Consider the following 13,782-nt stretch of genomic DNA (forward strand, 5'->3'; position numbering starts at 1 on the left):
CTGCACTCCAATCGCCAAGCAAAAAACCTCGCACGCCGCGTTCCGAACTCCAATCGCCGGGCCAAAAGCCTCGCACGCCGCGTTCCGAACCCCAATCGCCGAGCCAAAAGCCTCGCACGCCGCGTTCCGAACCCCAATCGCCGAGTAAAGAGCCTCTCGCGTCGAGTAAAGAGCCCCAATCGCCGAGCTAAAAGCTCGGGACGTGGGGCCTTCGCTCGGGAAGCCCGGCCGGCAGCAAGGGCGCTTTCACGCGCGTATGATGGGTAGCTCTTCCGCGCACGTCCCGCCCTGGGGCGTCGGTCTCCTTTCCCCGACCCACCATGCTGCTGCGCCGCCTAGAAAAGCTCATCGATCCGTTCCGTCCGCTGCCCGACGCCCAGCCTCCGGCCAATGTCTGGCGCTTCTACGCCCACTTCCTGCGCGAAGTGCGCGGCGTCTTCGCAATCCTGCTGCTCGTGGGGTTGCTGGGCGCGCTGATCGAGGTCGCGCTGTTCGACTTCCTAGGCCGCATCGTCGACATGATCCAGGCGACACCCGGCGCGGCGTTCTTCGGCCGCCACCGTAACGAGCTGTTGTGGATGGCCTTTGTCGCGCTGATCGCCCGGCCGGTCATCTTCGGGCTGCACGACGTGCTCGTGCACCAGGTCATCAACCCGAGCCTGTCGAACCTGATCCGCTGGCAAAACCATCGTTACGTGCTCAAGCAGAGTCTGACGTTTTTCCAGAACGACTTTGCGGGCCGCATTGCCCAGCGCATCATGCAGACCGGCTTCTCGCTACGCGATTCAGCCGTGCAAGCGGTGGATGCACTCTGGCACGTTGTGATCTATGCGATCAGCGCGATGGTGCTGTTCGCCAAGGCCGACTGGTGGCTGGTGGTGCCGCTGGTGGCGTGGATCGGCTGCTACGTCGTGGCCCTGAGCTACTTCGTGCCGCGCGTGAAGGCACGCTCGGTCATCGCCACGGAATCGCGCTCCAAGCTGATGGGCCGCATTGTTGATGGCTACACCAACATCACCACGCTCAAGCTGTTCGCCCACACGCAGCACGAAGAGACCTACGCGCGCGATGCCATGGCCGAGCAGACGGACAAGACGCGCCTGTCCGGCCGCATGATCAGCGGCATGGATTTCACCATCACCGCCATGAACGGGCTGCTGATTGTCGGCACGACGGCGCTCGCGCTGTGGCTGTGGAGCCAGGGCCGCGTGAGCGCCGGCACCATCGCGCTGACCACGGGACTGGTGATCCGCATCAACAACATGTCGGGCTGGATCATGTGGGTGGTCAACGGCATCTTTGAAAACGTCGGGCAGGTGCAGGACGGCATGCAGACCATCGCACTGCCGCGTGCCGTGGTCGACCAGCCCGGCGCCAAGCCGCTGCGCGTCACCCAGGGGGAAGTGCGCTTCGAGCACGTGGAATTCCATTACGGTAAGGGCGGTGGCGTCATCGAAGGGCTGGACCTCGTGGTGCGCCCCGGTGAACGCATTGGCCTGGTCGGCCCATCGGGCGCGGGAAAATCGACGCTGGTCAATCTGCTGCTGCGGCTGTACGACGTGGAGCACGGCAGAATTCTGGTGGACGGCCAGGACATTGCTGCTGTCACGCAGGAGAGCCTGCGCGAGCAGATCGGCATGGTCACGCAGGATACGTCGCTGCTGCACCGCTCCATTCGCGACAACCTGCGCTACGGCAAGCCCGACAGCACCGAAGCGGAACTGATGGACGCCGTGCACCGCGCACGCGCTGACGAATTCATCCCGCAGCTGTCTGACGCGCAAGGACGCCGCGGCTTTGATGCGCTGGTGGGGGAGCGCGGCGTGAAGCTGTCAGGTGGTCAGCGCCAGCGCATTGCCATTGCGCGCGTGCTGCTCAAGGATGCGCCGATCCTGATCCTGGACGAAGCCACTTCGGCACTGGACTCGGAAGTCGAAGCGGCCATCCAGGAAAGCCTCGAAACCCTGATGCAGGGCAAGACCGTGATAGCGATCGCGCACCGGCTTTCGACGATTGCGCGCATGGACCGCCTGGTCGTGCTCGATGGCGGGCGCATCGTAGAGAGCGGCACGCACGCGGAGTTGCTGGCACACGGCGGCCTGTACGCCCGGCTGTGGGCGCACCAGACCGGCGGCTTCGTTGGGGTGGACTGAGCGTTACGACAGGCGCCGGCCCAGCGTCTCGGGCACCATCGCCAGGCCGATCAGCGAGACCAGCCCGCAGCCGATCACGTAGAAGGCCGGCGCGTTTGCGTCGCCCGTGAGCTGGATCAGCTCGGTCGAGAAGAACTGCGCAAAGCCGCCGAAGATGGCAATGGCAACGCAGTAGGCAATCGACAGCCCCGTGGCGCGCAGCCGCTGCGGCAGCACCTCGCTGACGAGCACCATCGACGCCGGCGAGGTCATCGACATCGGCACAGACAGACAACCGACGACAATCAGCAACCGGGCGAGCGACGGTTCTGCGTTGATCAGTGCGAAGGCCGGATAAATCATTGCCAGCAGTGCAACGCGCGACCACAGCACCACCTTGCGGCGCCCGACACGGTCTGCCAGCCGGCCCGCAAACGGTGACAGCACCACCTGCACCAACGCCGCGATGCACGCAGCCCAGATGCCCAGCGACAGCGGCATGTGCAGCACGCTCACGGCGTAGTTGCTGAGGTAGTAGACGATGATGTAGGTGGACGAGGCCACGCCGATCATCAGCAGAATGCCCGCCACCAGCGCACGGCGGTGTTCGCGCAGCGGCGGCAGCGTTGCGTCGGCTTCGCGTGTGCCCGCCGGCGCGGCGGTTTCCTCAAGACGGCGGCGGATGATCAGGCCGACCGGGATCACGAGAATGCCGATCACGAACGCGAGCCGCCAGCCCCACGACTCCAGCGCCGCCGGTGCCAGCAGATTGCTCAGCAGCAGGCCGACCAGCGCGCCAAACAGCGCTGCCAGCCCCTGGCTGAACGGTTGCCAGCTCGTATAGAAGCCACGCGAGCGCTCGTCGGCGTACTCAAGCAGCAGCGCAGTCGAAGCGCCCATCTCACCGCCGATGGCAAAGCCCTGCACGAGCCGCGCAAGCACGACGAGCACAGGCGCAACGATGCCGATCTGGGCGTAGGTGGGGGTGACGACGAAGATCAGAGACGACAGACCCATCAGCCACAGCGTGAGCGCCACGGCGGGCTTGCGCCCCACGCGGTCGGCGTACATGCCGATCAGCAGGCCGCCGAGCGGGCGCATCAGGAAACCGACACCGAACGTGGCGAAGGACATCAGCAACTGTCCGGTCGCGTTGCCGACAGGAAAGTACAGGCGGCCGATCAGCGTGGCGAAGAAGCTGTAGACCACAAAGTCATAGAACTCCAGACCGTTGCCGACGGTGATGGCGGCAATGGCGCGCGTGCGCGACAGCGGTTGCGCCTGCGCCGTCACAGGCGTACCGGCACGGCCGCCATACGACGGCGCGGAAGCGTTGTTGGACATGGGTTGTCTCCGGAACGTGTCGTGTTTTCAGGCCGGGTTTCGGGCTTATGCCCCGCGTGCCTCTTCCGCCAGAACGGCCGCCGCGTCAGGCTTCACGCGCAGATACCACGCTGCCGACATGAGCAGAACCCAGCCTGCGCCGACGTACAGCGCCACGCGGGTGTCTTCCATGTAGCCCAGCACGCCGATCACGAACAGCATGAAGGCGATGGCGAGTGCCGGCCCGACGGGCCACAGTGGCACCTTGAACTTGAGCGCACGCACCTCTTCTGCCGACAGACGGCGTCGCATGGCCACCTGCGAGAGCAAAATCATCAGCCATACCCACACGGTGGCAAACGTGGCGATCGACGCGATGATCACGAAGACGTTTTCCGGAATCAGATAGTTCAGCACCACGCCGCCCAGCAGCGCACCCGCCATGAACAGCACCGTCACCCAGGGCACGCCGTGGCGCGACGTGGCCGCAAAGATGCGGGGCGCCTGGCCCTGTTCGGCCATGCCGTACATCATCCGGCCCGCGCCGAAGATGTTGCTGTTGATGGCCGAGATGGCCGCCGAAATGACGATCAGGTTAAGGATCGCCGCCGCAGACTGGATACCCAGACCGGAGAAAATCTGCACGAACGGGCTGCCCTGGCCGTCGATGCCCGTCCACGGGAAGATCGCCATCAGCACGCACATGGTGAGCACGTAGAACAGCAGGATGCGCGCCGGCACGGCGTTGATTGCCTTCGGGATGACCTTGTCAGGGTTCTGCGCTTCACCGCCGGTGATGCCGATGATCTCCACGCCGCCGTACGCAAACATCACCACGGCAAACGACGCCACGAGGCCGCCCACGCCGTGCGGCAGGAACCCGCCGTGCGACCAGAGATTGCTCAGGCCCGACGCGTGCTCGCCGTTCATCTTCACGCCGAGGAACAGGATGACGGTGCCGCCGATGATCATGGCGCCGATCGCCACGATCTTGATCAGCGCGAGCCAGAATTCCATTTCGCCGAACACCTTGACGTTGCACAGGTTCAGGCCGCAGATGAACATAACGATGCCGAGCACCCAGATCCATTGCGGCACCTCGGGAAACCAGAAACCCATGTAGATGCCGAAGGCGGTCACGTCGGCCAGACAGACGATCACCATCTCGAGGATGTACGTCCAGCCCGTGAGAAAGCCGGCCAGTGGACCGAGGTTGTCGCGCGCATAACGCCCGAAAGAACCGGAAACCGGCTGGCGCACGGCCATCTCGCCAAGTGCGCGCATCACCATGTAGACGGCCGCACCGCCGATGATGTACGCGAGGATCACGGCCGGTCCGGCCAACTGGATGGCCGAAGCGGACCCGTAGAAAAGGCCCGTGCCGATGGCCGAACCAAGCGCGAGAAAGCGGATATGCCGCGCGCGGAGGTTGCGTTGAAGGTGTTCCAAACTGTCTCCTCTTTATATTTCGGCGAGGCTGCCCGCGCGGCCGGTCCGAGCTTGACGCATGGGTCGAGCGGACGCGAATCCATATACAGACAACATCACGTTTATATATATGTTGTTGTATATACATTATCAGTGGCATTGGGGTATTCCCGAGGGGGTAGCCCGCCCATGTCTGCTGCAAGCGCACAAAGAAAAAGGCGGACATTCGTCCGCCTTGGGTCCGGTGGCGGCGAATGCCGCCCGGCCGATGCGATCGCGGGTGCTACACCCAGCCCATGCCGCCCACCAATGCCCCCAGCCCCACCAGCACCAGCGGATGTACGCGGGTGAAGGTACAGGCCACGACCGTCGCCACGGTCAGCGCGATGGTGCTGAAGCTGCTGTCTGCGCCGCGCGCCAGCACCCAGCCGGTGGAGAACAACAGGCCGATCGTCAGCGGAGCAAGCCCGCGGCGCACCAGCGCAATCCAGCGCGCGTCGGGCTTGCGGTCCATGACGCGCGCGATGACGGCGGCGATCACGCAAGATGGCCCGCAGATGCCGACCAGCGAAGCGATCGCGCCGCCCAATCCTGCCGCCTGCCAGCCGAACAGCTCCACGAACAGCACGTTAGGCCCAGGTGCGGCCTGCGAGATGGCGTACATGGCGCTCAATTGTTCGCTCGTCATGTAGTGCCGCGTATCGACCAGGAAACGGTGCATGTCGGGCAGCGTCGAACTGGCCCCGCCAATGGCGAGAAACGACAGCACGAGAAAGTGCCAGAACAGGTCGAAAACCGTAGTGAGATAGCTCATCGCGTGGCCTTCCACTCCAGCACCAGCGCGAGGGGAATCAGTACGACCATGACCGGCAGCAGCGGCCACTGCAGCACGCCAATCGTCAGGAACACAGCCAACCCGATGCCGACGGCGCGCCAGGTGCGCGACTGCCCTTGCGCCAGCTTGACGGCGGTGGAGAGCACCAGCCCCGCCGCCACCGCCGCCATGCCCTTGAGCAGGTTCTGCACGACGCTTAACGCGCTGAAGTGGTCGTACAGCATGACGATCAGCAGGAGCAGCACGGCGGGCGTGAGCACGAGGCCGCTCATCGCAGCCGCCGCCCCGCGCACGCCGTGGTAACGGTAACCGAGCATGACCGACAGGTTGACGACGTTCGGGCCCGGCAACACCTGACCCAGGCTCAGCAGCTCGGCAAACTCCGTGTTGGAGAGCCAGCGGTTGCGATCGACAATGCCGGCGCGCGCAAATGGCAGCACGCCACCGAAACCCGACAGGCCCATCCGCGCAAACTCGGTGAAGAGCTTGCTGCAGGAGGGCATGTTTGCTGCGGCGTTGGTGTCAGGCTGGGCGCTCGGGTCGCTCATGGGTTCAGGCGGCGGCCGGTGCGGGCTTGGGCAACGAGAGCTTCGGGTCGCGCAGCTTGGGCTCCAGCGTCTTGCCCTTGCGTGCGCGCTTGCCTGCGTACGGCTCTTGCGCGCGGGTGGTCATGGTCTGTTCGACCGCCTTACCGCCGCGCGGGCCGGTACCCGAGAGCACGAAGCCCGCTGCACCGAAGGCCAGCGCCTGAAGCAGCGTTTCGTTCTTCTCCAGCTCCATCAGGATCACCCCACGGCCACCGCTGGCGAGCGTCTTCAACTCGCTGATCTGGAACAGCAGCACGCGGCCGCCTTCCGACAGACACGCCACGCCATAAGCGTCAGCCGGCACCGGCGCCGGCTTGTTGGGCTGGTCGCCCTCGTCCAGCGTCAGGAACGCCTTGCCGGCCTTCTGACGGCCGACCATGTCGCCCACCTTGGCCAGGAAGCCGTTGCCGCCGCGCGTGGAGATCACCAGGTTCTGTTCGGCATGGCCGGCGAACGTGTGGGCGATATGCGTGCCCGGCGCGAGTTCGATCAGTGTCGTCAACGGTACGCCGTCACCACGGCCGCCCGGCAGGTTAGCCACAGCGACGGAATAGACGCGACCCGTGCCCTTGTCGTCGCGCGTGCCGAAGATCAGCAGCGCATCGGTGGTACGGCATTCAAACGTGTCGTACAGCGTGTCGCCTGCCTTGAAGCCGAATTGCGTGGCGTCGTGTCCATGGCCTTGGCGCGTACGCACCCAGCCCTTCTGCGAGACGATCACCGTGACGGGTTCATCGACGACCTTCACTTCGGCAGCGGCACGGCGCTCTTCCTGGATGAACGTGCGGCGGTCGTCGCCGTACTGCTTCGCATCGGTCTCGATCTCCTTGATGATGCGACGGCGCATCATGGTCTCGGACTTCAGCAGCACGTCCAGCTCGCCCTGTTCTTCGCGCAGGTTCTTCAGCTCCTGCTCGATCTTGATGGCTTCCAGGCGTGCGAGTTGGCGCAGGCGGATTTCCAGGATGTCTTCCGCCTGGCGATCACTGAGGTTGAAGACCTGGATCAGTGCAGCCTTGGGGTCTTCGCTCTCGCGAATGATGCGGATCACGTCCTCAATGCGCAGCAGCACCAGCTGCCGGCCTTCGAGGATGTGAATGCGGTCTTCGACCTTGCCCAAACGATGGCGTGTACGGCGCGTGACCGTGGCAAAGCGGTAGGCGATCCACTCGCGCAGGATCTCGGCCAGACCCTTCTGGCGCGGCCGGCCATCCGTGCCGATCATCACCAGGTTGATGGCCGCGCCCGACTCCAGCGACGTATGCGCCAGCAGTGCGTTGGCAAATTCCTGCTGGTCGATGTTCTTGCTCTTGGGCTCGAACACGAGGCGCACCGGCGCGTCCTTGCCGGATTCGTCACGCACCGCATCGAGCAGCCCCAGCATGGTCTGCTTCATGGTGAGCTGATCCGGCGACAGCGACTTCTTGCCCGTGCGCACCTTCGGATTCGTCAGCTCTTCAATTTCTTCCAACACCTTCTGCGACGAGGTGTTGGGGGGCAGTTCATTGACGACGAGTTGCCACTGGCCGCGCGCAAGTTCTTCGATCTTCCAGCGCGCGCGCACCTTCAGACTGCCACGACCGCTCTCATACACCTGCGCAATATCCGCTGCCGACGAGATGATCTGCCCGCCGCCCGGAAAGTCCGGCCCTGGCATGTACTGCATGAGGTCGGTGCTGGTGAGCTTGTCGTCGCGGATAAGCGCCACGGTGGCATTCGCCACTTCGCGCAGGTTGTGCGACGGGATCTCCGTGGCCATGCCGACCGCAATGCCCGATGCGCCGTTGAGCAGCACGAACGGCAGGCGCGCCGGCAGCAGCTTCGGCTCGTCCATCGAGCCGTCGTAGTTCGGGATGAAATCGACCGTGCCCTGGTCCAGCTCTTCAAGCAGCAGACGCGAGATGGGTGTGAGGCGCGCTTCGGTGTAGCGCATCGCCGCCGCACCGTCGCCATCGCGCGAACCAAAGTTGCCCTGGCCGTCGATCAGCGGGTAACGCAACGAGAAGTCCTGCGCCAGGCGCACCAGCGCGTCGTAGGCGGATTGATCGCCGTGGGGGTGGTATTTACCCAGCACGTCGCCCACCACGCGCGCCGACTTGACCGGCTTGGCATCGGAGCGCAGCCCCATCTCGTGCATCGCAAACAGGATGCGGCGCTGCACCGGCTTCTGGCCATCGGCCACCTCGGGCAATGCGCGGCCCTTGACCACGCTGATGGCGTAGTCGAGGTAAGCGCGCTCGGCATAGGCGCCAAGCGTGAGCGCTTCGGCCGGCTCGCTGGGGTCGAAGAGGATGTCTTGTTGTTCCATGGAGGCTCAAGCGAAAGCGGCGCGCTTCAACGTTGCGGCGCCGCCGGGATCAATGTTGGGGTACGTTCGTGGCCAAGCCGGTGGCCGGGTCCAATACGAGTTCGATGCGTGCGGGCCGGCCCGTGCGGCCAGGCTTGCGCGTGGCGACGACGCCGTTGGCGCGCACGTTCATCAACCCGGGCACAGCGGCAACCGGGTTGTAGTAACGATAGAACTGCAGCACCGTCTTCACGTAGTTCTGCGTCTCGGCGTAGGGCGGAATGTCGTTGCCGTGCTTCTGCACCGCGCCTTCGCCGGCGTTGTAGGCGGCCAGCACGAGTTCCAGGTTGCCCGAGAACATGCGCAGCAGATCGCTGAGGTAACGCACGCCGGTGGTGATGTTGGTCTTAGGGTCGGCCAGCTTCTGTGCGGCTGTGCGGCGGGCGTCGCCGGTCACGCCGTAGCGCGCACCGGTGTCCGGAATCACCTGCATCAGCCCAATCGCCCCCTTGGGTGACACGGCCTGCGGGTTGAAGCCGGATTCGGCGGCAATCACGGCCTTCACCAGCGCGGGGTCGATACCGTGCTTGCTCGCGGCCTGGCGGATCAGCGGTTCCACCGTCGGCACGTTCGGATGCTGCAGCACCGCGCGCACGAGGCGCTGGCGCATGCCGCCGGCGTTGTCGAGTGCGTCGCGCTTGCTGGCATTCAGGTAGGCGTCGGCGTCGGGCAGCTCGGTCGCCGGCAGGGCGATGGCGCTGTCGTCCTTGTCATCGCCCTTGCTCGCCACCGCCGCGCCCTTCATGAAGAGCACGTAGCGATCGTCCAGACGTTCTGCAGCGAAGTGCGCGAGACCGTTTTCATCGATGTAGCCGTAGACGTCCGCGCGCGCCGGCGGGCTGGCCAACAGGGCCAGCGCCGTGAACGCGAATGCGAAACGTACGAAGAGCTTCATCGTTGTCGGTCAGCGATCAGATGTCGGCTTCGACTTCGTTGCCGCGCGCTTCCAGCCACGTGCGGCGTGCGCCGGCTTCGCCCTTGCCCATCAGCATGTTCATCATGTTGATGGTCTGGTCTTGGCCCAGCTCGCCCAGCGCCACGGGCAGCAGGCGGCGGGTGTCGGGGTTCATGGTGGTTTCCCAGAGCTGCTCGGCGCTCATTTCGCCCAGGCCCTTGAAGCGGGAGATCTGCCAGGCGCCTTCTTTCACGCCGTCCTTGCGCAGCTTGTCTTCAATCGCTTCGAGTTCACCGTCGTCCAGCGCGTAGAGCTTCTGCGCGGGCTTCTTGCCACGCGCCGGAGCATCGACACGATACAGCGGCGGCCGGGCCACGCATACGTTCCCGCGGTCGATCAGTTGCGGGAAGTGCTTGAAGAACAACGTGAGCAGCAAAACCTGGATGTGTGCGCCGTCCACGTCCGCATCGGACAAGATGCAGATCTTGCCGTAGCGCAGGCCGGAGAGGTCGACCGTATCGTTCGGGCCGTGCGGGTCCACGCCAATGGCGACGGCAATGTCATGCACTTCGTTGTTGGCGAACAGGCGGTCGCGCTCGGTCTCCCAGGTGTTCAGGACCTTGCCGCGCAACGGCAGGATGGCCTGGAATTCCTTGTCGCGGCCCATCTTGGCCGAGCCGCCGGCGGAGTCACCTTCCACCAGAAAGAGTTCGTTGCGGGTGACGTCGTCGGACTCGCAGTCGGTCAGCTTGCCGGGCAGCACGGCCACGCCGGAGCCCTTCTTCTTCTCGACCTTCTGCGCGGCACGTGTGCGCGCCTGCGCCTGCTTGATGACGAGTTCGGCCAGCTTCTTGCCATGCTCAACGTGCTGGTTCAGCCACAGCTCCAGCGCCGGACGGCTGAAGGTGGACACCAGCCGCACCGCATCGCGACTGTTCAGGCGCTCCTTGATCTGGCCCTGGAATTGCGGGTCGAGCACCTTGGCCGACAACACGAACGAGGCGCGCGCAAACACGTCTTCAGACATCAGCTTGACGCCCTTGGGCAGGAGCGCGTGCATCTCGACAAAGCTCTTCACGGCCTGGAACAGACCTTCGCGCAAGCCGGATTCGTGCGTGCCGCCAGCGGGTGTCGGGATCAGGTTGACGTACGACTCGCGCACCGGAGAGCCCTCTTCCGTCCAGGCCACCACCCACGAGGCGCCTTCGCCGAAGGCAAAGCCCTCTTCGCCGGGCTTGTCGGGATCGGCAAAGTGTTCGCCTTCAAACAGGGGGATCACCGGCTCCGCGCCGCTGCCCTGCGCAAGTGATTCGACCAGATAGCCGCGCAGGCCCTGGTCGTATTGCCATTCGAGCGTCTCGCCGGTTTTTTCCAGCGTGAGCGTGACCTTCACGCCCGGCAGCAGCACGGCCTTGCTGCGCAACAAGCGCTGCAGCTCGGCCTGCGGAATATTCTCGGAATCGAAATACTTGGCGTCCGGCCACGCGCGCACGCGTGTGCCGCTCTTCTTCTCGCCGCGTTCGGCCTTGCGGGTGGTCAGCGGCTCGATCACGTCGCCGCCGGAGAATGCGAGCGTCGACACATTGCCGTCACGCCACACCGTCACTTCCAGCCGCGTCGACAATGCGTTCGTGACCGACACGCCCACGCCGTGCAAGCCGCCGGAGAACGCGTATGCGCCACCGCGGCCCTTGTCGAACTTGCCGCCGGCATGCAGGCGCGTGTAGACGATCTCGACCACCGGCACGCCCTCTTCGGGGTGGATACCGACAGGAATGCCGCGCGCATCGTCTTCCACGCTCACGCTGCCGTCCTTGTGCAGCGTCACGGCAATCAGCTTGCCGTAGCCGCCCAACGCCTCGTCAGCGGAGTTGTCGATGACTTCCTGCACGATGTGCAGGGGATTGTCGGTGCGCGTGTACATGCCCGGCCGTTGCTTGACCGGTTCCAGGCCCTTGAGGACCTTGATCGACGATTCGCTGTATTGGGAGGTTTTGCTCATGGAAGGCGGAAAAACTGACCAGGCTTGGGTCTGTCCCCAAGCACCGGGAATGCAGCGCGCATTGTAAAGGAAGCCGTCCTCAACAATGCGGAGGGATTGTCAGCGTTGGAATGCGACCCGAAAACCACATTGGGTCGACAATCCGCTGACATATTGCAGAGCTACTGCGGCGTCACACCGTGCCGGCGCGCTTGCCTTCAAGGGCTTCCCAGCGCTCCAGTGCTTCCAGCAGCTCCAGTTCGATGGCTTCGTGGCGCTCGGCAAGCTTTTGCGCGCGCTCGGGGTCGCGGCCGTAGATCGTGCCGTCTTCCAGTTCACCGCCGACCTGCTTCTGCTCAGCCTCCAGCGCCTCGATGGTGGCGGGCAACGCGTCCAATTCGCGCTGCTCCTTGTAGCTGAGCTTGACGGTGGCGCGTTCGCGCGGCTTGGCCGCCTCGGGCTTCTTCTCTTCGACGGCAGGTTTGGCGGCTTGCGCCATCTGCGCGGCGCGCGCCGATTGCGTCTGCCAGTCCGAGAACCCGCCCACATATTCGCGCCAACGGCCCTCGCCCTCTGCCGCAATCACCGAGGTGACGACGTTGTCGACGAACGCGCGATCGTGCGAGACGAGGAATACGGTGCCGCTGTACTCCTGCAACAGCTCTTCCAGCAGCTCAAGCGTGTCGATGTCCAGGTCATTGGTCGGCTCGTCCAGCACCAGCACGTTGGCCGGACGGGCAAACAGACGCGCCAGCAGCAGCCGGTTACGCTCGCCGCCCGACAGCGAGGCCACCGGCGAGCGCGCCCGCTCGGGCGGGAAAAGGAAATCCCCCAGGTAGCTCATCACGTGCTTGCGCTGACCATTGACTTCGATCCAGTCGCTGCCCGGGCTGATGGTGTCGGCAAGCGAGCGGTTCAGGTCCAATTGCGCGCGCATCTGGTCGAAGTACGCGACCTGCAGGTTGGTGCCGTTGCGCACCGTGCCCGAATCAGGCGCCAGTTCGCCAAGGATCAACTTCAGCAGCGTGGTCTTGCCGACACCGTTGGCGCCGAGAATCCCAACCTTGTCGCCGCGCAGAATCGTGGCAGTAAAGTTGTCGACGACGGTCTTGTCGCCATAGCGCTTGGTCACGTCGATCAGTTCGGCGACGATCTTGCCGGAGCGATCGCCCTGCGAGACTTCCAGCTTGACGTTGCCCTGCACCTCGCGGCGCACCTGGCGCTCCACGCGCATCTGTTCCAGTCGCGCAACGCGGCCGACGCTGCGTGTGCGACGCGCTTCCACGCCCTTGCGGATCCACACTTCTTCCTGCGCGAGCAGCTTGTCGAAGCGGGCGTTTTCCAGCGCCTCGGCTTCCAGCTCCTGCGCTTTGCGCGTCAGATACGCCGTAAAGTTGCCTGGGTACGAACGCAGCTTGCCGCGATCGAGTTCGATAATGCGCGTCGCCACGCGGTCGAGGAACGCACGATCGTGCGTGATGAACAACACGCTGCCGCGGAAGGTCAGCAGCAAGTCTTCGAGCCAGCGGATGGAGTCGTAGTCGAGGTGGTTGGTCGGCTCGTCCAGCAGCAGGATATCGGGCGCGCCCACCAGCGCCTGCGCAAGCGCCACACGCTTGGTCAGGCCGCCCGACAGCGAACCGATGCGCGCTCCCGGCTGCAGGCCCAACTGGGCGATGGTCGTTTCCACACGTGTACGCAGTTGCCAGGCGTCTGCGGCTTCCAGTCGGGATTGCAAAGCCTGCAGCCTGTGCAGCGCGTCTTCATCGTGGGAATCGCCCATCGACGTGATCAGCGCTTCGTATTCGGCAAGCAGCCCGGCGGCGTGCGGCACGCCCATCGCCACGGCTTCGGCCACGGTCTGCTCGGGGTCGAACTCGGGCTCTTGCGGCACATAAGCCGAGGTCACGCCGCTCTGGCGGGCGATCAGGCCGTCATCCGGCGAGGTCGTTCCCGCCACGATCTTGAGCAACGACGACTTGCCGGTGCCATTGCGGCCGATCAGGCCAACGCGCTCGCCGGCCTCCAGCGAGAAATCGGTGTGGTCGAGCAGCGCCACGTGGCCGAACGCCAGTTGCGCATCGGTAATGGAAAACAGGGCCATGCTGGAGTGAAATGGGTGCGGGCCGCGTGCGGCCGGAAGGCGCGTATTGTAGTCGCCCCGCGCGACTCCCATCGGCGGCGTTGCGCTTGCACATGCCGGTGCTATAACGCTTGTGCCGCCGGACTCGCTTTTTCCGGCCGCGCCATCCAT

9 protein-coding genes and 2 pseudogenes are annotated in these 13,782 nt (G+C 64.8%); 1 reads left to right on the forward strand and 10 read right to left on the reverse strand.

Annotated features, from left to right (window positions below; translation table 11 throughout):
* Nucleotides 1-320 precede the first annotated feature (320 nt).
* Nucleotides 321-2,153, forward strand: a complete 1,833-nt coding sequence (locus R2N16_RS06245; RefSeq protein WP_316664707.1) for an ABC transporter ATP-binding protein — start codon at nt 321-323, stop codon at nt 2,151-2,153.
* A gap of 3 nt (nt 2,154-2,156) precedes the next feature.
* On the opposite strand, the gene R2N16_RS06250 is transcribed toward R2N16_RS06245, so the two are convergent.
* The 10 genes and pseudogenes from R2N16_RS06250 to R2N16_RS25495 form a co-directional block, all read right to left on the reverse strand.
* Nucleotides 2,157-3,476, reverse strand: a complete 1,320-nt coding sequence (locus R2N16_RS06250; RefSeq protein WP_316664708.1) for an MFS transporter — start codon at nt 3,474-3,476, stop codon at nt 2,157-2,159.
* Between the two features lie 45 nt (nt 3,477-3,521).
* Complete coding sequence (locus R2N16_RS06255; RefSeq protein ID WP_316664709.1) at nt 3,522-4,904, reverse strand: amino acid permease; 1,383 nt, start codon at nt 4,902-4,904, stop codon at nt 3,522-3,524.
* Between the two features lie 262 nt (nt 4,905-5,166).
* The gene (locus tag R2N16_RS06260; protein ID WP_147214159.1) at nt 5,167-5,697 is read right to left on the reverse strand and encodes a chromate transporter; all 531 of its coding nucleotides are present in this window, start codon (nt 5,695-5,697) and stop codon (nt 5,167-5,169) included.
* Nucleotides 5,694-6,266, reverse strand: coding sequence for a chromate transporter (locus R2N16_RS06265; RefSeq protein ID WP_316664711.1), 573 nt, complete (start codon nt 6,264-6,266; stop codon nt 5,694-5,696). Before R2N16_RS06265 ends, R2N16_RS06260 begins: the two co-directional genes overlap by 4 nt.
* Nucleotides 6,267-6,270: 4 nt before the next feature.
* Nucleotides 6,271-8,613, reverse strand: a complete 2,343-nt coding sequence (gene parC / locus R2N16_RS06270) for a DNA topoisomerase IV subunit A (protein WP_316664712.1) — start codon at nt 8,611-8,613, stop codon at nt 6,271-6,273.
* Nucleotides 8,614-8,662: 49 nt separating this feature from the next.
* Complete coding sequence (locus R2N16_RS06275; protein ID WP_316664713.1) at nt 8,663-9,547, reverse strand: lytic transglycosylase domain-containing protein; 885 nt, start codon at nt 9,545-9,547, stop codon at nt 8,663-8,665.
* A 16-nt stretch (nt 9,548-9,563) separates the two neighbouring features.
* On the reverse strand, nt 9,564-11,549 hold the full coding sequence (locus R2N16_RS06280) for a DNA topoisomerase IV subunit B (protein WP_024973143.1): 1,986 nt from the start codon (nt 11,547-11,549) through the stop codon (nt 9,564-9,566).
* A 172-nt stretch (nt 11,550-11,721) separates the two neighbouring features.
* Complete coding sequence (locus tag R2N16_RS25485; RefSeq protein WP_428984096.1) at nt 11,722-12,027, reverse strand: hypothetical protein; 306 nt, start codon at nt 12,025-12,027, stop codon at nt 11,722-11,724.
* Between the two features lie 258 nt (nt 12,028-12,285).
* Nucleotides 12,286-12,597, reverse strand: a pseudogene (locus tag R2N16_RS25490) (ATP-binding cassette domain-containing protein); the annotation flags it as partial.
* Nucleotides 12,598-12,804: 207 nt separating this feature from the next.
* Nucleotides 12,805-13,782, reverse strand: a pseudogene (locus tag R2N16_RS25495) (ABC-F family ATP-binding cassette domain-containing protein); the annotation flags it as partial.

The organism is Ralstonia psammae (assembly GCF_958405935.1).
Lineage (GTDB): Bacteria > Pseudomonadota > Gammaproteobacteria > Burkholderiales > Burkholderiaceae > Ralstonia > Ralstonia psammae.